General features: G+C 41.7%; 19 protein-coding genes. 14 read left to right on the plus strand and 5 right to left on the minus strand.

All coding sequences use genetic code 11. The features are described 5' to 3' along the window. Positions 1 to 452: 452 nt before the first annotated feature. From CVN76_RS27935 to CVN76_RS27970, 8 genes are all read left to right on the plus strand, one after another. Entirely contained in the window at positions 453 to 1,487 is a 1,035-nt protein-coding gene (locus CVN76_RS27935; protein WP_100533903.1) for a sulfate ABC transporter substrate-binding protein, read from the plus strand. A gap of 68 nt (positions 1,488 to 1,555) precedes the next feature. After that, the gene (gene cysT, locus CVN76_RS27940; protein ID WP_061142660.1) at positions 1,556 to 2,395 is read left to right on the plus strand and encodes a sulfate ABC transporter permease subunit CysT; all 840 of its coding nucleotides are present in this window, start codon (positions 1,556 to 1,558) and stop codon (positions 2,393 to 2,395) included. A gap of 11 nt (positions 2,396 to 2,406) precedes the next feature. Next, entirely contained in the window at positions 2,407 to 3,291 is an 885-nt protein-coding gene (gene cysW / locus CVN76_RS27945) for a sulfate ABC transporter permease subunit CysW (RefSeq protein WP_185113088.1), read from the plus strand. Between the two features lie 11 nt (positions 3,292 to 3,302). Beyond that, positions 3,303 to 4,367: a sulfate/molybdate ABC transporter ATP-binding protein gene (locus CVN76_RS27950; RefSeq protein ID WP_061142655.1), complete on the plus strand. Its 1,065-nt coding sequence runs from the start codon at positions 3,303 to 3,305 to the stop codon at positions 4,365 to 4,367. 815 nt (positions 4,368 to 5,182) lie between these two features. Beyond that, the gene (locus CVN76_RS27955; RefSeq protein WP_100533904.1) at positions 5,183 to 6,559 is read left to right on the plus strand and encodes a C40 family peptidase; all 1,377 of its coding nucleotides are present in this window, start codon (positions 5,183 to 5,185) and stop codon (positions 6,557 to 6,559) included. Positions 6,560 to 6,758: 199 nt separating this feature from the next. Continuing rightward, positions 6,759 to 7,205 carry a hypothetical protein gene (locus CVN76_RS27960; RefSeq protein WP_061144506.1) on the plus strand — a complete coding sequence of 149 codons (447 nt, stop codon included), beginning with the start codon at positions 6,759 to 6,761 and terminating at the stop codon, positions 7,203 to 7,205. Then, a complete protein-coding gene (locus tag CVN76_RS27965; RefSeq protein WP_100533905.1) occupies positions 7,193 to 7,492 on the plus strand; it encodes a YxcD family protein in 300 nt (99 codons plus the stop codon). The genes CVN76_RS27960 and CVN76_RS27965 overlap by 13 nt, the downstream gene beginning before the upstream one ends. A 158-nt stretch (positions 7,493 to 7,650) precedes the next feature. Beyond that, positions 7,651 to 8,628 carry an aldose 1-epimerase gene (locus CVN76_RS27970; protein ID WP_157805829.1) on the plus strand — a complete coding sequence of 326 codons (978 nt, stop codon included), beginning with the start codon at positions 7,651 to 7,653 and terminating at the stop codon, positions 8,626 to 8,628. A gap of 34 nt (positions 8,629 to 8,662) precedes the next feature. Here CVN76_RS27970 and CVN76_RS27975 read toward each other — a convergent pair whose 3' ends face one another. Continuing rightward, positions 8,663 to 10,051 carry an amino acid permease gene (locus CVN76_RS27975; RefSeq protein WP_100533907.1) on the minus strand — a complete coding sequence of 463 codons (1,389 nt, stop codon included), beginning with the start codon at positions 10,049 to 10,051 and terminating at the stop codon, positions 8,663 to 8,665. A gap of 479 nt (positions 10,052 to 10,530) precedes the next feature. Here CVN76_RS27975 and CVN76_RS27980 point away from each other — a divergent pair, with 479 nt between their 5' ends. From CVN76_RS27980 to CVN76_RS27990, 3 genes are all read left to right on the plus strand, one after another. Beyond that, complete coding sequence (locus CVN76_RS27980; protein ID WP_081092579.1) at positions 10,531 to 10,698, plus strand: YezD family protein; 168 nt, start codon at positions 10,531 to 10,533, stop codon at positions 10,696 to 10,698. Positions 10,699 to 10,863: 165 nt separating this feature from the next. Further along, on the plus strand, positions 10,864 to 11,649 hold the full coding sequence (locus CVN76_RS27985; RefSeq protein ID WP_100533908.1) for a serine hydrolase: 786 nt from the start codon (positions 10,864 to 10,866) through the stop codon (positions 11,647 to 11,649). Between the two features lie 113 nt (positions 11,650 to 11,762). Beyond that, positions 11,763 to 12,380, plus strand: a complete 618-nt coding sequence (locus CVN76_RS27990) for a YdcF family protein (RefSeq protein WP_100533909.1) — start codon at positions 11,763 to 11,765, stop codon at positions 12,378 to 12,380. Positions 12,381 to 12,446: 66 nt separating this feature from the next. On the opposite strand, the gene CVN76_RS27995 is transcribed toward CVN76_RS27990, so the two are convergent. Then, positions 12,447 to 12,707 (minus strand): hypothetical protein, encoded by a 261-nt coding sequence (locus CVN76_RS27995; protein ID WP_100533910.1) that lies wholly within the window; start codon positions 12,705 to 12,707, stop codon positions 12,447 to 12,449. A gap of 298 nt (positions 12,708 to 13,005) precedes the next feature. On the opposite strand from CVN76_RS27995, the gene cspC reads away from it, so the two are divergent. Then, complete coding sequence (cspC, locus tag CVN76_RS28000) at positions 13,006 to 13,206, plus strand: cold shock protein CspC (protein ID WP_010331195.1); 201 nt, start codon at positions 13,006 to 13,008, stop codon at positions 13,204 to 13,206. 124 nt (positions 13,207 to 13,330) lie between these two features. Here cspC and CVN76_RS31525 read toward each other — a convergent pair whose 3' ends face one another. Next, positions 13,331 to 13,498, minus strand: a complete 168-nt coding sequence (locus tag CVN76_RS31525) for a hypothetical protein (protein ID WP_169792904.1) — start codon at positions 13,496 to 13,498, stop codon at positions 13,331 to 13,333. A 594-nt stretch (positions 13,499 to 14,092) separates the two neighbouring features. Here CVN76_RS31525 and CVN76_RS28005 point away from each other — a divergent pair. Next, a complete protein-coding gene (locus CVN76_RS28005) occupies positions 14,093 to 14,929 on the plus strand; it encodes a nuclease-related domain-containing protein (protein ID WP_100533911.1) in 837 nt (278 codons plus the stop codon). 295 nt (positions 14,930 to 15,224) lie between these two features. On the opposite strand, the gene CVN76_RS28010 is transcribed toward CVN76_RS28005, so the two are convergent. Then, positions 15,225 to 16,457 (minus strand): aminopeptidase, encoded by a 1,233-nt coding sequence (locus CVN76_RS28010; protein ID WP_100533912.1) that lies wholly within the window; start codon positions 16,455 to 16,457, stop codon positions 15,225 to 15,227. A gap of 536 nt (positions 16,458 to 16,993) precedes the next feature. Further along, a complete protein-coding gene (locus tag CVN76_RS28020) occupies positions 16,994 to 18,481 on the minus strand; it encodes an aldehyde dehydrogenase family protein (protein ID WP_061144452.1) in 1,488 nt (495 codons plus the stop codon). 256 nt (positions 18,482 to 18,737) lie between these two features. On the opposite strand from CVN76_RS28020, the gene CVN76_RS28025 reads away from it, so the two are divergent. Continuing rightward, positions 18,738 to 19,943 (plus strand): MFS transporter, encoded by a 1,206-nt coding sequence (locus tag CVN76_RS28025; RefSeq protein ID WP_100533913.1) that lies wholly within the window; start codon positions 18,738 to 18,740, stop codon positions 19,941 to 19,943. Positions 19,944 to 19,959: the final 16 nt, after the last annotated feature.

Genomic DNA, 19,959 nt, shown 5'->3' on the forward strand with positions numbered 1-19,959 from the left:
CTCAAATTCGAGGTAAAGCCTAAACTCGCGAGTAAAGCCGATAATTTCGCGGGCAAAAGTGCCGAACTGGCGAGTAAAGTGGGGAAAATTACGGGTGAACCTCCGAAATCCCGAAAGAAAAGGTTTGTACTTTATGCGTTCATTCGACTGCAGGCGCTAAGCTTTCTAGAGGCGGTCTGCCCTCGGGTGTCTCTCTTTCCAAAAGCCGGAGTCTCGTTATTCCGTATCAATCACCCATTTTAATTGGAAAGGGATCAGAAAAATTGCAGTTCCATATCCTTGTGTAAAAAACGCAGTTGACAACTTGGTATACTTTGCTTTATGGTAGTTATACGTAAATTCAGAATATTTGCTGATCAGAGAACTGAAGGCATGCTATCTCCTTGAATAGAATGATTGAGGGGGATGGTCTGCCTTTTTTGTTGCTAAAAGCGAAAAATAGGGGGAAGTCCATGAAAAAGTTGATGGTGTGGTCAAGTGTAATTTTAGCCTTCGGTATACTTGCGGGATGCAATTCGTCGGAAAAAACGGAGGGAGACGGAAAATCAAAAACGGTTGAGCTATTGAATGTGTCATATGATCCGACACGGGAATTGTATCAGGAATTCAATGAGGCGTTTGCGAAGCATTGGAAAGAAGAGTCCGGACAGGACGTTACGATTCAACAATCCCATGGCGGTTCCGGGAAACAAGGCAGGGCTGTCATTGATGGCTTGGAAGCGGATGTCGTAACATTGGCACTTGCTTATGATATTGATGCCATTCATGAAGCTAGTAACCTATTAGCGAAAGATTGGCAAAAACGCTTACCGGAAAACTCGACGCCATATACATCAACGATCGTGTTTTTGGTGAAAAAAGATAATCCAAAAGGAATTAAAGATTGGGATGATTTAATCAAGAAGGATGTTTCGGTCATTACACCAAATCCAAAGACTAGCGGGGGAGCAAGGTGGAACTACCTGGCTGCTTGGGCTTTTGCCGAGAAGAAATACGATAATGACGAAGCAAAAGTAAAGGATTTCATGAAGAAACTTTATCAAAATGTTGAGGTTTTGGATTCTGGAGCACGCGGTGCTACGACCACATTTGTGGAGCGGGGAATCGGCGACGTCCTGATTGCTTGGGAGAATGAAGCCTATTTGACGCTTAAGGAGTTCGGTGATGATAAATATGAAATCGTCAATCCGTCAATCAGTATTCTAGCTGAGCCTCCAGTAGCTGTTGTCGATGAAGTGGTCAAGAAAAAAGGAACAAAAAAAGTGGCTGAAGCGTATTTGAAATACCTTTATACAGATGCCGGACAGGAAATTGCCGCGAAAAACTTCTATCGTCCTAGGGATGAGAAGGTGCTCGCCAAATATCAAGACCAATTTGCCAAGATCGATATGGTGACGGTGGATGGCAAGTTTGGCGGATGGAAAAAAGCCCAAGAAACACACTTCAATGACGGCGGTACATTCGACGAGATTTATCAACCCAAATAAGCCATGAGGGAGAAGGTGTGTTCGCATCTTCTCCCTCATACACAATAAGAAAGAACTGGGGCGAAACGATGACTATAATGACAGAAGGAAAACGGAAGAATAAAAGGACCATACCCGGTTTTGGATTGACGATGGGTTTTACGCTGCTGTATCTTACCATCATCGTTTTGATCCCGTTATCGATGGTTTTTCTGAATACGTTTTCGATGGGATTACAGGAGTTCTGGGCGACCATAACAGAACCAAGGGTAGTCGCCTCGTATAAATTGAGTTTTATGACAGCGTTAACTGCGGCATTCGTGAACGCGGTTTTTGGTGTTTTAATTGCCTGGGTGCTCACTCGCTATGAGTTTCCGGGTAAACGGATCATCGATGGATTGGTTGATTTGCCTTTTGCCCTCCCGACTGCTGTCGCAGGGATAACATTGACGACCTTGTATTCACCGAATGGGTGGATCGGCCAATTCTTCAGCTTTAAAATTGCATTCACCCCTGCAGGGATCATCATAGCCCTCATATTCATCGGCCTTCCATTCGTGGTCCGGATGGTTCAACCGGTGCTTGAGAATATCGAAAAAGGAATGGAAGAAGCCTCGGCTTCCCTTGGGGCGAATCGCATGCAAACATTCATAAAAATAATTTTCCCCGAATTGATTCCAGCAATTCTGACTGGCTTTGCGCTTTCATTTGCAAGGGCACTGGGAGAGTATGGATCCGTAGTCTTCATTGCCGGAAACATGCCATTTAAAACGGAGATTTCGCCGCTGATCATCATGACAAAGCTCGAACAGTATGATTATGAGGGTGCCACGGCGGTAGCGGCAGTGATGCTCGTCATTACATTTCTGATCTTGTTCACCATCAATGTCCTGCAGTGGTGGACAGGCAAAAGATACTCAGGGAAGTAGGAGGGAGCATAGTGGAACATGATCATTCAGTTGTTGCAAAAACGAATGGACCTGTCAAAATCACGAAAAACGCAATAAAAGAGCCAAAATCGATACAATGGATCCTTATTTCCATTGTCTTGCTGTTTTTGACGTTGTTTTTAGTCGTCCCATTAATCGCCATTTTTGTAAAGGCGTTTGAAAAAGGAGCAGATGCTTATTTGGCGGCTATAGCCCATCCGGATTCATTGGCGGCAATCAAGTTAACATTGATCGTCGTCCTCATCACGGTGCCACTCAATGCCGTTTTTGGGGTAGTGGCTGCGTGGACGATAACTAAATATGATTTTAAGGGGAAAAACTTCCTGATAACGCTGATAGATTTACCTTTTTCGGTCTCTCCTGTCATCGCCGGTTTGATTTTTGTCCTTCTATTCGGCTTACATGGGGCACTTGGTCCGGTGCTGCAAACGCTTGGCCTCAAAGTGATTTTCTCGATACCGGGGATTGTCATCGCCTCGATTTTCATCACTTTCCCGTTCATTGCGCGTGAGTTGATCCCGCTCATGCAAAGCCAGGGAACTTCCGAGGAAGAGGCATCATTGACACTAGGTGCAGGAGGGTTCAAGACTTTTTGGTATGTCACGCTTCCTAATATTAAATGGGGCCTTTTATATGGCGTCATCCTGTGCAACGCAAGGACGATAGGGGAATTCGGCGCGGTATCGGTCGTATCCGGCCATATAAGGGGAATGACGAACACGATGCCGCTTCATATTGAGATCTTATACAATGAATATCAATTTTCAGCAGCGTTTGCCGTTGCATCCCTGATGTCCATATTTGCCATCATCACCTTGATCATCAAAAGCTTCATTGAATGGAAAACGGACTTCAAATCGACAAAAGCGAGCTAGGAGGGGAAGAAATGAGTATCATCGTTGAAAACATTACAAAATATTATGGATCATATCAAGCTCTTACCAACATCAATTTGGAAATTAAGAGCGGGGAACTCATCGCTCTTCTTGGCCCATCCGGATCTGGGAAAACATCATTATTGCGCATCATAGCGGGGCTTGAGCAGGCAGAGAATGGGAGTATCCTATTCAATGAGGAAAATTACACACATAAGCATGTAAAGGATCGAAATGTTGGATTCGTCTTCCAGCATTATGCCCTTTTTCGCAATATGACCATATTCGATAATATTGCTTACGGTTTAAAGGTCCGCCCCAGAAAAATAAGACCAGGTAAAAAAGAGATTGAACAAAAAGTGATCGAATTGCTTCAGCTCGTCAAGTTGGAAGGATATAAAGATCGGTACCCATCCCAGCTATCCGGCGGCCAGCGCCAGCGTGTAGCCTTGGCAAGGGCCCTTGCGGTCGAACCTAACATACTTTTGCTTGATGAACCATTTGGGGCATTGGATGCGAAGGTTCGCAAAGAACTCAGGCGCTGGTTGAGAAGGCTTCATGATGAATTCAATGTGACGAGTGTGTTCGTGACGCATGACCAAGAAGAAGCGATGGATGTCGCCGACAGGGTGGTCATCATGAATGAAGGGAAGATTGAACAGGTCGGAACGCCCGAAGAAGTATATGATCACCCGATCAATCCATTTGTTTATGATTTTCTTGGAAGTGTCAATCTTTTCAAGGGGAACGTCCAACAAGGGAAATTGGTAACGGGGAATGTGGAAATGAATGCGCCTGACAGTGAAGATGGCGTCAGCACAGGGTATGTGAGGGCGCATAATTTCATTATCGAAACAGAAGCGTCAGGAAAGGATTCGATAGCCTCCATCATCGATCATATTCATACGATGGGAGCCATCGTCCGCATCGAAGTGATCCGCGAGGATACGAACGAACCGCTTGAAGTCGAGCTGACCAAAGAGCATTATATTCAGCTTGGATTAAGAAAAGGCGCAAAAGTGTTTGTCAGGCCAAAAGAGCTGAAAGTCTTTGTCGACTATATGGCTGGAATTTAAGCAAATGTCGAAAAACGAAGGTTTCGGAAAGCTTGTCTTTCCGAAACCTTTTTGATTTGTATGCTGTATCTGTAGCGACGGGTTCCGTTTTCCAACTTTCTCGATCGGGGCTTCCTGTATTGTTCTTTCCCAGTGACTCGATTTTTTATTGAAGACGAACAAGAGAGGCTCGTATTTGCATAGCAAACGATTCATGGCTCCGCAACTTACTATTCTAAAACCTGGAAGACTATAGGCAAATGGGTCTCTAGCAGAGTATTCATGCAGAGCGGATTGTAAGGAAAGGCGCCAACTCCTGCGGGGAAACATGGCCAGGGGAGTCACCGAAGGACGAAAGGTGAAGAGTCGTTTACCAGATCCTCTGGATAAATGGAGAGAGGAAACCGACTTTTCGTTTTTCAGGAATGGAAGGTGAAAAGTGCATCCATTTAATCGTGTTTTCTACCTGCCAATGGTCACTGGTTCCTTGGTTATAAGAAGTAGATAAATAGTCTTGCATCAAATCCCACACCGCGTTATGTAAAATAATGGACGCTTTATCACATGAAAAAGTCGAATTTTCGTGTATTATGTTAAAAATGAAATGTAATTGTAATATTGTTATTACGCATTTGACAAAATCTGATGATATACTACGACTTAGGTAAAACATAGTAGAGTTTCAGAAATATATTTCATATTGTTACAACCATAGAAAAATACATAATGAGTAAAAAAAATAGAGAAGAGTTCCCAGCAATTTATTTTGACTGATGATTTTTCATAGAGAAAAAGAAGTGGGTCGATGGAAATGCACGGGGAGGAAAGCAGGGGAAATGAGCTTGAAGAAAAAACTTATCGTATTGAACACGACAATTATGCTCGGTTTAGGTAGCGCTTTTGCATTACCGTCAGTGAAAGCCGAGTCAATCTCGGACATTCAATCACAGCGTACAGGAATTCAATCAGACATATCAGAAGCAGAGCAAGTCATCAAGGAATTGAAAAAAGAACAATCGAAAATGATTTCCCAAATTGCCCAGATTGAAAACGCAATGAAGGCAAATGACGAGAAAATCAAAGAAACGAAGCAAGAAATCAAAGATACTGAAAAAGCGATAGATTCACTAAAGAAAGAAATTAAAGCTTTGGAAGATAGAATCGCTAAACGCGAGGAAGTTTTGAAAGAACGTGCAGTTTCATTCCAAGAGAGCGGCGGGGACGTTGACTACCTGGAAGTCGTTTTAGGTTCGAAAAGCTTTGGTGAGTTCGTTAACCGTGTTGGCGCGGTGGCAACGATCGTGGAAGCTGACCAGCAAATCCTTAGCGAACAGGAAGCGGATAAAGCTGACCTAGAGAAAAAACAAGCGTCTGTAGAGAAAAAATTGCAAAACCTGAAAGATATGGAATTAGAGCTTAAAGGCATGCAATCCCAGATTGAGGACCAAAAAGAAGAAATGGTCGAAATGAAGGCAAAGAGTGAAAAGAAAGAATCGGAAGCAGAAGCCCTTAAACAGGCATTAGAGAATAAAGATGCTGGACTTGAAGCACAAATTGCATCGATTCGTGAAAATATCAAAAAAGAAGAAGAGCGTAAAGCAGCAGAGAAAGCAGATCTTGATCGTGCTGCAGAAGAAGTGAATTCTTCTAGTGATGATTCATCTAAAGGAGAAGCGTCGTCGTCAAGTTCATCTAATGCTGGATCATCAAGTTCGTCTAAAGAACCAGCTTCTTCTTCTAATTCATCTAAGAGCAGTTCTGCTGACAAACCTGCAGCCAGCAAGCCAGCAGCCAGTAAAACTGAAAACGTAAGCAAGCCAAGCAGCGCAAATACAGGCTCTGCCATTACAGCAGGCTATAAATATATCGGTAACTCGACTTATAAATTCGGTGGCGGAAGAACGGCATCCGATATTGCTAACGGATTATTCGATTGTTCAGGTTTCGTTGCATGGGCTTATAAACAAGCGGGCGTGAATCTTCCAGCAAGTACGGGAGCATTGACAAGCGCGGGAACTCAAGTTTCTAAAAGCCAAATGCAGCCTGGGGATTTAGTATTCTTCAATACGTATAAAACGGATGGGCATGTCGGCATTTATGTCGGCGGCGGCAAATTCATCGGTTCGCAAAGTTCTACAGGTGTTGCAATCGCCAATATGTCAAGCGGATATTGGGCGGATAAATTCAACGGCCGTGTGGTACGTGTAAACTAATCTTCCTTAATAAGCAGGGGGCCTGAGGCTCACCTGCTTATTTTTTTTAATAAAATATCAAAAAAAATGAAACTTATTTTGATATCAAACGTAAATACTATAAGATAAAACAAGGATAGGTGATGTGGACTTTCAGTAAATCCGGAAAAACAAATAAGGAAGCATTATTCCATACTAGTAAACGGAGGCAAAAAACATGATGAAAAAATTAATGGCTGCATTACTTACGATTACACTAGCATTCTCGCCAGTTGGTTCTTATGTATTCCAGGACCACTCGGAGTCAGTTGATGCAAGGGGCTACAAATCCGGAAAAAGAAGCTTCAATAGCAACAACAATAATAATTCGAATTTCCAAAATAAACAAACGAACAAATCGGATGCTACGACTACAAATAAAGCAAAAACGAATACGAAAACGGGAAGTTCTTTTGCTAAAGGCGGTTTAATGAAGGGAATCATGCTCGGAGGGTTGGCAGGCTTGCTGTTCGGTGGCCTATTTGCCAATATGGGAGCACTTGGTTCAATTCTTGGCCTAATGGTCAATGTGTTAGCGATCATTGCATTAGTGGTTGTAATCCGTAAAATATTCACTTATTTCAAAGATAAGAAGAAGAAAGAGGATCCAAATCCATGGAGAGGCTAAAGATATCGGAACAAGATATCATCAATGCCGTTTGTGTTTACATTGCTCGTAAAAAGCAGGTACAACCCAATGAAGTAGAAGTGGAATTGATGTATGATGATGATTATGGCTTTTCGGCGGAAGCATTCGTCGATGGGCGAAAACAAGTGTTAATTACCATCAATCTGATAGAAGCACTTCGTTTATGGCTTGATGAATATATGAATAAAGATCCTTATTCAGGCATTGAACTCGTTCTGGATGATGAAGAAGGCATAGTGGCCATGGTAAGTGAAAGCAATAGATAAAAAAAGGGGTGCCGAAAAGGCATCCTTTTTTCGTGGGTTTAGAACTCTATGAAAAAATGAGAGAGATTGATAAACTGCTGGGTTTACGTTCCATTTGTTGCAAAAAAAGTCTGGTGGAAGTACGATGGAAATGTGGCAAAGCCAAAGGGGGAGAGTATGTGACAGGTTACATAGAAGATACGACCTTCATTAAGGAACAGGCCCTAAAATTCGGTAATGAACATGTCGAAGGAATACTTGTACCAGCATTGGGAAGCAATCTTCTTTCATTGAAGCTCAAGCATAAGGATATTCAAGTGCTGCGGACCCCCGATTGTTCTGAGGACTATAAAAAACTCCCGATATTATACGGGATGCCCATTTTATTTCCGCCAAACCGAATCGAAGATGGCCAATTTACTTATAAGCACACAACTTATAGGTTCCCTATCAATGAAAGGGAGAAGTCGAATCACATCCATGGATTTTTGCATGATAAGCCATGGAGCGTCATCAAAAGGGAGGTAATCGGGAATCAAGTCGTCATCAAGACTGAGTTTTCTAGCCGGGATTTTCCTTATCTCAAAAAAAGCTTTCCGCAAGATATCGTGGTCAATATGTCATTGATATTAATCGATGATGGATTGGAGGTGCAATTGGAAATCCTCAATAACGGCCTTGAACCCTTTCCTTTTGGAGCCGGTTATCATACGGTATTCAATTTTCCTTTTGGAGCGGATAGCAAAATCGAGAATTGCCAAATAGCTCTTCCTGTCAACAAGCATTGGGAATTGAATGAACGGTCTTTGCCCACTGGTGAAATCGGGGAATCGGCCAATAAAAAAGAAATCCAAAATGGACTTTGCCTGGAAGGACGGCTGTTTGATGATATATTCAGCTATGATGAGGAAAGCAATCTGAATAATGAATGCATACTTACGGATCAAGAGGCCGGCGTACAGGTCATTTATCATGTCGACCATCATTATAAATTTTGGGTATTGTTCAATCAGGATGGGTTCGTATGCCCTGAACCCTATACATGGGTAACGAATGCACCCAATCTTGATTTGTCAGCTGAATTCACCGGGGTGAAGGAGCTGGGAACAGGGGAAAAAGTTTTGCTGAAAACGAAACTGGTGTTGAAGGAGATATGAAAAAACACCCTGGCAGAAGCCAAGGTGTTTGCGGTTATGCTTTTTTTCTCATCCACAGCGGGTATAGAAGCAGTCCAAGTACGTAGAGGGCAATGCCAAGTATGAATGTGTGCATATCGGCTGTGCCTGTCTTGACGACCCAGATGGAGTACACTAATGCTAGGATGGTGATGGCCCCATCGCGAACCCTTGAACCCTTCATGATGTCATAGGTTTCCCCAGTCAAGACCAACTTCAATTGATACAGGACCGATGCAAGATAAGGAATCAAGTAGGCAAGTGTTGCGACGATCATGGAGAATTTATAGGCTTCCAAAATCGTACCGGAAATGGTCGAGAATAAGAAAATCTGTGTCATGATATTCGTTATCGTCATGGATCGGACAGGAGTGCCATTTTTGTTCGCTTTGCTGAAATAGGCAGGAAAAAGATCTGATTTCGCTGCTTGGTATGGAACTTCAGATGCAACGACAATCCATCCGATCGTAGAACCCAATAGCGAGATGACGGCAAGAGCGGCCATCAAATAGGTGCCGCTTGAGCCGACTACCGATTGCAATGCGTCTACGAGCGGTTTTTGTGAAACCTTCAGTTCTTCTTGTGAAATGGCACCCATCGTCAATAAAGTGATGCCGATATAAATGGAAACGGCGATAAGCAAACCGATGATTGTCGCTTTTTTTACATCAGTTTGTGATTTGGCACGGTTTGAAAGCATGACGGCCGCTTCAATTCCGATGAAGGCCCATAAAGCTGAAATCGCAGCAGCATTAACTTGAGCACCTAAAGAAATCGATGTACCTGCCTTATCATAAAATTCGCCGCCGTTTCCTAGGTTGGAAGAATCAAAGATGAATATCGTGATGATGATGAAAAACAAGAATCCGATCACTTTTGTAATCGTAGCAAAAAGGTTCAGTTTACCAGCGCTGTTAAAGCTCCTTACGAGGATTGCCTGAATCCCCCAAAGGACGATGGTACATACTGCAAACGTCAGCGCTCTTCCAAGCTCCAGTTGGAAGGAACCCGCTGAATAAATCACTTTCGTACTATGCATCACAGGAAAAAACGTCGATAGATATCCAGCAAATGAAATGATGACGGATGCTGTCGCCGCCCAATTTGCCGCCCAATATCCCCAAGCCATGCTATACCCTGAAATCCTTCCTTTTGCAGGAGATTTAAACAATGATTGAGCATAGCTTTGAGGACCAGCCTTCAACTCCGGTTTCCGGACAGCCAAATTGCCAAATACGAGCGCTATTAAGAATACACCAAGTCCTGTAACGATCCAGGCCAATGTTGCCCCTAATGGACTGGATACCTGTGCTAATTGGGCAGGTAGCATGAAGATTCCGCCACCGACCATATTTCCAACTACGAAAGTGGTTAAGATCAATAAACCCCATTTTTTATTTACCATATATAATCGAACCTTTCTTGAATGCAATGTGTGTTTGATTTCCGACAACTTATACTAATATAGTATAGTATATCGCAAACAGTTTAGTTTGGTAAAGTGGTAAATAAGTAAAATGTTAAAGACGGACTAATCAGAAAATTATAGTGTGTTCTTGACAAAAGGAAGAGATTGGATTATATTAATAAATACCAAGTTAGTTGGTAAGAATAATAAGCTTTAAAAATTTTGTATTTGGAAATTCCTTTAAATAATGCCGATTAGTCAACTAAAGGCGCCCTTACATCTAATTGATTAGATGCTGGGCGCCTTTTGTTTTTCAAGTGCAAGGGAGGGGCTATGATCGGAGTATTCTTATTTCCGAAAAATCAATGAAGGTAAAATGGGTAAACCGTTTTCCTCAAGAAAACATGGTAAAGGGGAATCTCTTTTTGACATTAGGTATGTCCGAGCTTTATTACCAGTAGTAAAGGGGAGATAACATGGAAAAGAAAGAAGAACTGAAAATCAGACATATCATTTCAAGTTTGGAAGCTCTACAATATGGATCCGTGATCATAACGGTCCACGATGGGGAAATCACCCAGGTGGATACAACTGAAAAGAAACGGTTCCCATTAGGAAAGGGCCGGGCTGTAAAAGCTAGATGAATATCGGTGTTAGGGAGCTTTCATGCGAGGGCTCTTTTTTTCGTTCTGATATATAAATTTAGCTAAAATGGAATATTGCAGAAGAAGGTACTGCAATTGACATGGTAGAATAAGTTAGGGAATACGATTAGAGGGCTTAGGTAAAAAAGGAGGAAGAGGGATTCGATGACAGTACAAATGATCGAAAATGATATATTGGCATTAGTTGATGCATTTGACGGCAACATTGCTTATAAAATTGAATCTGGTTTTGGTGATATGATTGGTTATCAAGAGGAAGACTCGTTTCAATCTGCAAGTTTGATCAAAATACCAATGATCATCGAAGGGTATCGGCAAAGTGAACGAAAAAACATCTATTTGAATCAACCAGTGACCATTCCCCCGAATGCAGTGACTGGGGGATCGGGGGTCCTGCATGCATTATCCAATAAAGTATTTTTAACGGTTGAGGACTTATTGACCTTGATGATAATGGTTTCCGACAATACAGCGACGAATATGATGATGAGTTTGTTGGGATTTGATGAAATCAATCGATGCATCCAGGAGCTGGGTTTGAAGAATACCATCCTTGGAAGGAAGATGCAGGATTTTAAGGCATTAAAAGAGGGGCGGGACAATACGATTTCGGCGGAAGATACCATTACTTGCCTAAAAGCGATACATACAGGGGACTTTTTAACGAAAGAAAGCCAGGAAAGAATATTGCGCGTTTTTGACAATCAGCAATTAAGAGATAAACTTCCATCACTGATGGGCAGAGGAGTGAAGGTCGCAAGCAAAACAGGTGGAATTCGGGGCGTTTCCCATGATTGTGCAATCATTCGCTCGGAGACTCAAACTGTTTATGCTGCGGTTCTTACTGAAAATATGAAATCAGAGGAAGAAAGCCGGCAAGTAATCAGCAAAATTGGCAAGCTGATTTACGATCATATGATGGCGGAATAAATTATCGCTGTTGTGCCGGTGTATCACCAGCTTGGAAAAGGGGAGAGAAGTTTATATGCACGGCTCCCTCTTCCATGGTGATGGCGCTGTCTTATAGGAGGGTATGGGGAATCATGTTGTATAACGAACGTAAATCGAAACGGTCAAAAGCGGTGAAGAAGGCAGTGAAATCAATCATAATCGTTGCTGTATTGGTTATGGTGTATTTTGGCTTTCTGCACATGAAAATCCAGGAAAGCAAGCACCAGGCGATTCCTGAGGGGGCCGATTACCTGATTATTCTTGGGGCAAGGGTCAAAGGCTCCGTTCCATCGTTATCTTTACAATACCGGATTGATAAAGCGTCCGAGTACTTATTGGCGAATAAGCAGACAGTAGCCATCGTATCCGGCGGCAAAGGCCACGGTGAGGACATATCTGAAGCACAAGCGATGCAGCGGGGGCTGATTGAAAAGGGGATTGAAGGGACTCGTATCATTATGGAAGACAAATCGACGACAACTTATGAGAATATCGTTTTCTCTAAAGAATTCATTCCTGATCAAGCATCACCCGGCGTGATTGTCAGTAATGATTTTCATATTTACCGGGCAGTTGCAATAGCGACCAAAGAAGGGCTGAATATAAAGGGAATACCGGCAAAAACACCAAAAGTGTCCGTGCCAAAATCATATTTCCGCGAATATCTGGCGATCACGAAATACTATTTGACAGAGTTGATACGTTCGTGAACGTTCCTTCGTCAAAACTCGAATTCCCTTCCCTTTCAAGAAAATGGGCGGGGATTTCTTTTTTTTTCATTCGACTTCGATAACAACATGGGGCACTTCCCAAAATTCTTTTTCTTGGTAAATCTCCTGAAGTGTTTTATAAATGGGATAGCCTGTATAGGAAATCTCGACCCGTTCATCAGCATCCACTTCATCCACATCAATATCATCAACAAACCCAATTTGATCATCAATTTCCATTAAATAATATCCAAGTGCTTCATACCCGCTATTGGCTACGATGACCTTACTATCAAAACCGCTATTGGATACTTTGTAATATTTCATCGCTTAACCTCCTAAGTTGTTACTTTGTATGTTTATTCGCACTTTTTCATATACTCTGATATACCCGTTCTTCCACATCTGAATCATGGTGAGTAAAATAAAGAAAATTATTAATGAAGGATAAACAACGGACTCCCTATGGTCACATTGAAAATATCATTGGATAATTTGCTATCTTAATCATTTCATGTTAATCTAATAAAGAATTGTTTTTGATTGTGGAAGAGGATACTAGTTATTTTCCAAATGATTGAAAATAGTAATACAATGTGTGTTATGCACTAGGAGGCAACAAATTATGGAACAAGGTACAGTTAAATGGTTTAACGCAGAAAAAGGTTTTGGATTTATCGAGCGTGAAAATGGAGACGACGTATTCGTACATTTCTCAGCTATCCAAAGCGAAGGCTTCAAATCTTTAGACGAAGGTCAAAAAGTAACTTTCGACGTTGAGCAAGGTGCTCGTGGAGCTCAAGCTGCTAACGTTCAAAAAGCTTAATTTATAATTAAATCGTAACCTATATGAACAGATCCCTTGATAGGGGTCTGTTTTTTATTATGGAAAAAAAAGAAAAAAGCATTAAAAAACCCACTCTTGAGCCGAGTAGGGTTTTACGACATTATTAGGCCTTTTTTAATTCTTCCTCAAAGAAAAAAGTGGTCGGATGTTCTTTTACAGTATAAGAATATCTTTTCATATTTTTCACATATGCCCATTTATTAATGGTCACTAATTCATCAGTATCCTGAATGGTTACCGTTTCGCCAGTATTATACTTATTGCTTTTCAATTTATGCACCCTCTTTACTAATAGTATAACATATTTGGATATAAAAAATGTGTCCAAGATATTCCAAACACTGATAATGTACAGGATTTGATATTGGAGGAATTTTGACCAGTTTCCTGTCACATCCGATAGAGCATTTTGATACGCGGATAACTTATGAGTAAAAAGATCATGAGTAAGCGGAATGCTTCAGCAGGGACCATGAAGGAATGAATTTTGCAATTGAGTAACTACCCATTGATTCTGAACTAAAAGAAGATGTAAATCATAAAGATGGTGCGTAAACATAACGATAGCAATTGATATTTATGGATTGGATGTATAAAATGTGGCTCCAATTATGAAAGGGTGTATAGTAAGTGTGGGAAAGCCTTAAAAGTTCATCAGATTAACTCGCTCAGCTTGGATTCAAGAAGAATTCATTAAATTATCCTTCTTATTCTTTATAACTGTCATCAAGTGAACGATAAATAAATGGAATGCAGTGAAAAAAGTGGAGTATATGATATTTTTAACTATATATGAAGTTATACATCATTTGAAAAGTGTATGGTAGCTTGACCTTTTGGGCTAACGATAAGGAGTATCAATATTATGTTATTAAAAATACTTAAGGGATTAACTAAAAAAAAATCAACTAAAGAAAGTTGTTCTATAGCTATTGTCAAAGAGAATAAGTCTAAGATCACTTCGACTAGAATTGGGGAGCTTGGTGAATATAAAATCAACATTCAACTGGCCCAACTACCTAGTAATAGTAAATATCTTAGTGATGTTTTAATTCCTAATGTTAAAGCAAAGACTGGTTATTCTCAAATTGACCATGTTATCTTTACTCCATTTGCGATCTTTGTTATCGAGACTAAGAATTACGCTGGAACTATTTATGGTGATAGGAGTAGCCCTAAGTGGAATGTCAATGGAAAGTTCTTTATGATGAATCCTTTTAATCAAAATTTTGGTCACATACAAGCGATTAAATCAGTTCTCGGAACAGTCGAGGATAGGGCAATTGTTTCTATAGTGTCTTTTACTAAAAGAAGTACATTCAAAGTTAATGTAGAATTAAGAAAGATACAGTCTAATGATTTGATTGTCTATGACACGGAGTTGTCTGAGTTCATAACAAGGAAGCTCAGTGTTTTACAATTACAGCATCAATCACCTATATTTTCTGATGTTAATATTTTAAATATGTATACAAAGATAGAGGAGACTAACATATCAGACCAAGATATTAGAAAAAAGCATATTGAGATGCTACAAATGAAGGCATCTAATCAAATTAAAGTAGCGACATGTAAGACTTGCGGGAAAGCAGTATCTGATAAAGTTGAATCCTTCTGTTTGATAAATAAGGAGAAGTTTAAAGGGAATATTTTTTGTTATGAGCATCAAAAACTACATATACAAAATGAACAACAAAAGTAAGATTAGCTGGACATAAATAGGTTCAATTTAATGAGGACTCATTTTCAAATTAAGCGCTTGGAATAAGCTCCTTCTATCATAAATAAATAGGAAATAACGAATTTTTTGATTATACAAGTCATTGAAGGTGTATTTTAAACTAAATTATAAAGACAAATATAGCCACGTGCTTCCCAGTATGCAGAAACACGTGGCTGATGAACTTGACAATTTGTTTAAATCTAAAGAAATGTGACCATTTTTGTGACCACTCAAGGTTTTAGACCTTCAAAACCCATCTATATCAATTCTTTAATTAAAACGCCCAATCCCCATTACGGAAGACAGGTTCGGAAGTGCCGTCCTGTTTGATGCCGTCGATGTTCATGTGCTCCGAGCCAATCATGAAATCAACGTGTGCAAGGCTTTCATTCAGGCCATTTTCGGCAAGTTCTTCTGGACTCATGTTTTTCCCGCCTTCAATACAGAACGCATAGGAGCTGCCGATGGCGAGATGGTTTGATGCGTTTTCATCGAATAGGGTATTGAAGAATAAGACATTCGATTGGGAAATAGGTGAGTTGAAAGGAACCAGTGCCACTTCGCCTAGATAATGTGAACCTTCATCCGTTGCCACCAATTGCTTTAGGATTTCTTCCCCTTCTTCGGCTTGTACTTCGACGATCCGTCCTTCTTTAAAAGTCACGGAAAATTTATCGATGATATTTCCGCTGTAACTAAGCGGTTTCGTGCTTGAAACCGTGCCGTTTACACCTGTTTTTAATGGGACGGTAAATACTTCTTCGGTAGGCATGTTGGCCATGAACTCATGCCCATGTTGATTGACGCTTCCTGCGCCGACCCAAAGGTGCTTGTCAGGCAATTCGATGGTCAAATCCGTTCCTGGTGCTGTATAATGCAATTTTTGGTAACGTTTTTCATTTAGATAATCAACCTTTTCATGCAGGGTGTCATCATGGCTTTTCCAGGCAGCTACAGGATCTTTCACATCGACGCGAACTGCTTTGAAGATGGCTTCCCATAGCTTGGCGACCCGTGTTCCTTCCGCCTCTTCTGGAAATACTTTAGCAGCCCAGGCCTCTGAAGGGACGGCGACTATTGACCAGCTTACTTTATCGGATTGCATATATTGGCGCCATTTCTTCAGGGCAGTCCCTGATGCTTTTTGGAAGTTGGCAATCCTTTCAGGCTTAACACCTTTCAATAGGTCCGGGCTTGAAGAGATGACGGAAAGATAAGCAGCTCCGTTTTCGGCCAGTTCAATCGTTTCTTCTGCACGCCATTTCGGATATTCATTGAAAACTTCATCCGGTGCCATTTCAAATTTGGTACGTGAAACGGTATCGTCATTCCAGTTTACGATGACATTGCGGGCACCGCTTTCATATGCCTTTTTTACGATAAGACGGACAAGTTCTGCGCCTTCTAACGTGGTGTTGATGACTAGCGTTTGATCTTGTTGGATATTTACCCCTACCTTGACGGCAAGTTCAGCGTATTTTTCTAAATTCGTTTGAAAGTCACTCATCACTGCAAAACCCCTTTTCCATTTTTTATAATTGTACTTATTGTCAGTAAAAAAAGGAACTTTTTACGACATTCTGTGGAAAATATTGATAGCCAATTCCACATAGGGGTTCATGAAACCTGGCAGAAGCCAGATTCAATCAGCTGCTTTTTAGAAGCAGGATCATTCTTTCAATACAACATGGTCTACATAACGTTCAACATTGATATCACTAAGGAGATTGATGGCCGCTCTGGCACCATCGCCGGCTTCCCGTAGGCCCTCCTGGTTATGCTGGCATCGTTATCAAGGAGCATGTTTTCCCATGATTTTCCGAGAAGGTGGCTGCACTCCCCCCAGCGGTCCCTGTGCCGACACTAGCAATATCATACATAGGAAAAAAACTCCTTTTCTATCTTTCATTTTATCAAACCTAAAGAGGGAAAGACTATTGAAAAGATTCGAATAAACGAAATAATATAAAATATTGGATTTTGTTGGCCTAAAGAAAAGAGGATCCCCTTTGGGACCCTCTTTCTAAATCCGAATCAAGAAAATCACTTACTCAAATTGATCCAGACGCTTTTGACTTCGGAATAGTTTTCAAGTGCATACGATCCCATTTCACGTCCAATTCCGGATTGTTTGTAGCCTCCGAATGGGGAAGCGGCGTCAAATGCATTGTAACAGTTCACCCAAACCGTACCGGCCCGGAGTTTTCCGGCAACATAGTGGGCATTGGCCAAGTCGCTTGTCCATAAGCCGGCAGCCAAGCCATATTCACTGGCATTTGCACGATTGATGACATCGTCTAAATCCTCGTATGGCATTGCGGCAATGACCGGCCCGAAAATCTCTTCCTTGGCAATGGTCATTTCCTCTTCAACGCCAGCGAAAATGGTAGGGGAGACAAAGTAGCCTTGTTCACCTGGTTTATTGCCGCCGACAAGAACTTCAGCACCTTCGTTTTTCCCCTTTTCAATATAGCCCATTACCCGGTTTTGCTGTTCCGCTGAAACAAGCGGTCCGATTTGTGTATTGGGATCTAGACCTGCCCCTTGTTTGATGTTTTGGGCATGACTGGCCATATCGGCAACAACATTGTCATAATGTTTCTTTTGAATGTAAACCCTTGAGCCTGCACAGCATACCTGCCCTTGGTTGAACATGACTCCATTAAGGGCTCCGGGGATTGCTTTCGAGAAATCGGCATCGGGAAGGATGATGTTTGGAGATTTTCCTCCAAGCTCCAATGTGACGCGTTTCAAGGAATAGGAAGCGGAACGCATGATCAGTTTTCCGACTTCGGTCGATCCAGTAAAGGCAATTTTGTTTACTTGAGGATGGTCGACAAGTGCTTGTCCGGCCGTTTCACCAAAACCAGGAACGATATTGACGACGCCATCCGGGAAACCGGCTTCCGCGATTAATTCAGCTAAATAAAGGGCGGATAGGGGAGTTTGCTCCGCTGGCTTCAAGATGACCGTACAGCCTGTCGCAAGTGCCGCCCCAAGCTTCCACATCGCCATGAGAAGCGGAAAGTTCCAAGGGATGATTTGACCAACAACACCGACGGGCTCATGTTTCGTATAATTAAAGTAGTTTCCGCTTACGGGAATGGTCTGTCCGACAATCTTGGTGGACCAGCCGGCGAAATATCTCATATGTTCAATCGCCAAAGGAATGTCAGCATTGGTGGTTTCACTGATTGGCTTTCCATTATCCAATGTTTCCAGTTGGGCGAGCTCGGTTTTATTTTCTTCCATTAAATCTGCTAGTTTATACATAAGCCTGCTGCGGGTTGCTGCGCTCATTCTTGACCAAGGACCTTCGTCGAATGCCTTGCGTGCAGCTTTTACGGCTAAATCAATGTCTTCTTTATCTGCTTCATATACATCGGCAAGTTTTTGTCCTGTGGCAGGATTGGGCGTGGAGAAGGTTTTTTTTGAAGCACTTTCTACGAATTGGCCATTAATATAAAGCTTTTTTGGCCCGGTTAAAAATTTTTGCAGCTTTCCACTTACTTCTAACGTTAGATTTGTCATTAATTACCCTCCTGAATTTGATGATCTTGGGCAAAACATGATGACTTCTTGTTAACGCTATATGCCAATTATTATCATAAATCAAAAAGAAGGAATATTCAAATTATATGATTCCAGATTCTGTTAGAGGCGTTGCTTCTAACTGTCAAAACTTTTTGTCATGACATCTGTATTTACTATGGTAAAAAAGAAAGTTAATAGGTAAAATGAATAAGGATAAAATAACGAGAAGGTCTAAAGGTTTCAGGAGGATTATATGGGAAATGATGCGAAAATGATCTCACAGCGGAAATTGCTTGGTGTTGCGGGACTTGGTTGGATGTTCGATGCACTTGATGTCGGTATGCTTTCCTTCATCATTGTTGCATTGAAACAGGAATGGAGCTTAACCAGTGAACAGGTTGGCTGGATAGGAAGCATAAATTCCATCGGGATGGCTGTTGGAGCCGTTTTCTTTGGGATGATGGCCGATAGGGCTGGAAGGAAGAATGTCTTCATCATTACATTATTACTATTTTCGATTGCAAGTGGTTTGTCTGCAGCAGTCAGTACACTCAGTTTGTTCTTGATTTTGCGATTTTTGATCGGAATGGGATTAGGAGGGGAGCTTCCTGTTGCCTCGACATTGGTTTCGGAAAGTGTTGAAGCTAGTAAAAGGGGGAGGGTCGTCGTCCTGCTTGAAAGCTTCTGGGCGGTTGGCTGGATATTGGCGGCACTGATTTCCTTTTTCATCATTCCGGCTTATGGCTGGCGGGTTGCACTTCTTTTAAGTGCCGTTCCTGCTTTATATGCGCTGTATCTGCGCTTGAAATTGCCGGATTCACCCAAATATAACGAGCTTGAAAAGAAGATGAGGCCCTCTGCATTCAGTAATTTGAAAAGTGTCTGGAAAAAGGAATATTTGCGCCAGACAATCGTATTGTGGATATTATGGTTTTGTGTCGTCTTTTCCTATTATGGAATGTTTTTATGGCTGCCGAGTGTCATGGTCCTAAAGGGCTTTAGCATGATCCAAAGCTTCGAATATGTATTGATCATGACGCTTGCACAGCTTCCGGGCTATTTTTCGGCAGCATGGCTGATCGAAAAGGCAGGACGTAAATTCGTTCTGATCACATACTTGATCGGTACGGCCATCAGTGCCTATTTCTTTGGCTCGGCCGAAGAGTTAGCTCTCCTTATTGCATCTGGAATGTTTCTGTCATTCTTCAATCTGGGAGCATGGGGTGCACTTTATGCATATACACCTGAGCAGTACCCAACCGCGGTTCGAGGTACAGGCACTGGGTTAGCGGCCGGCATCGGCAGGATAGGCGGTGTCCTCGGACCATTGCTTGTCGGGTATTTGGTTGCTTCAAGCACTCCGATTTCGACGATTTTCACTATATTTACAATCGCCATTCTCGTGGGTGCCATTGCAGTAGCCTTCGGTAAAGAAACAAAGAATACCGTTTTGACATAAAGGTGGAGGGGACTGA

It is taken from the genome of Bacillus sp. mrc49, from assembly GCF_002803435.1.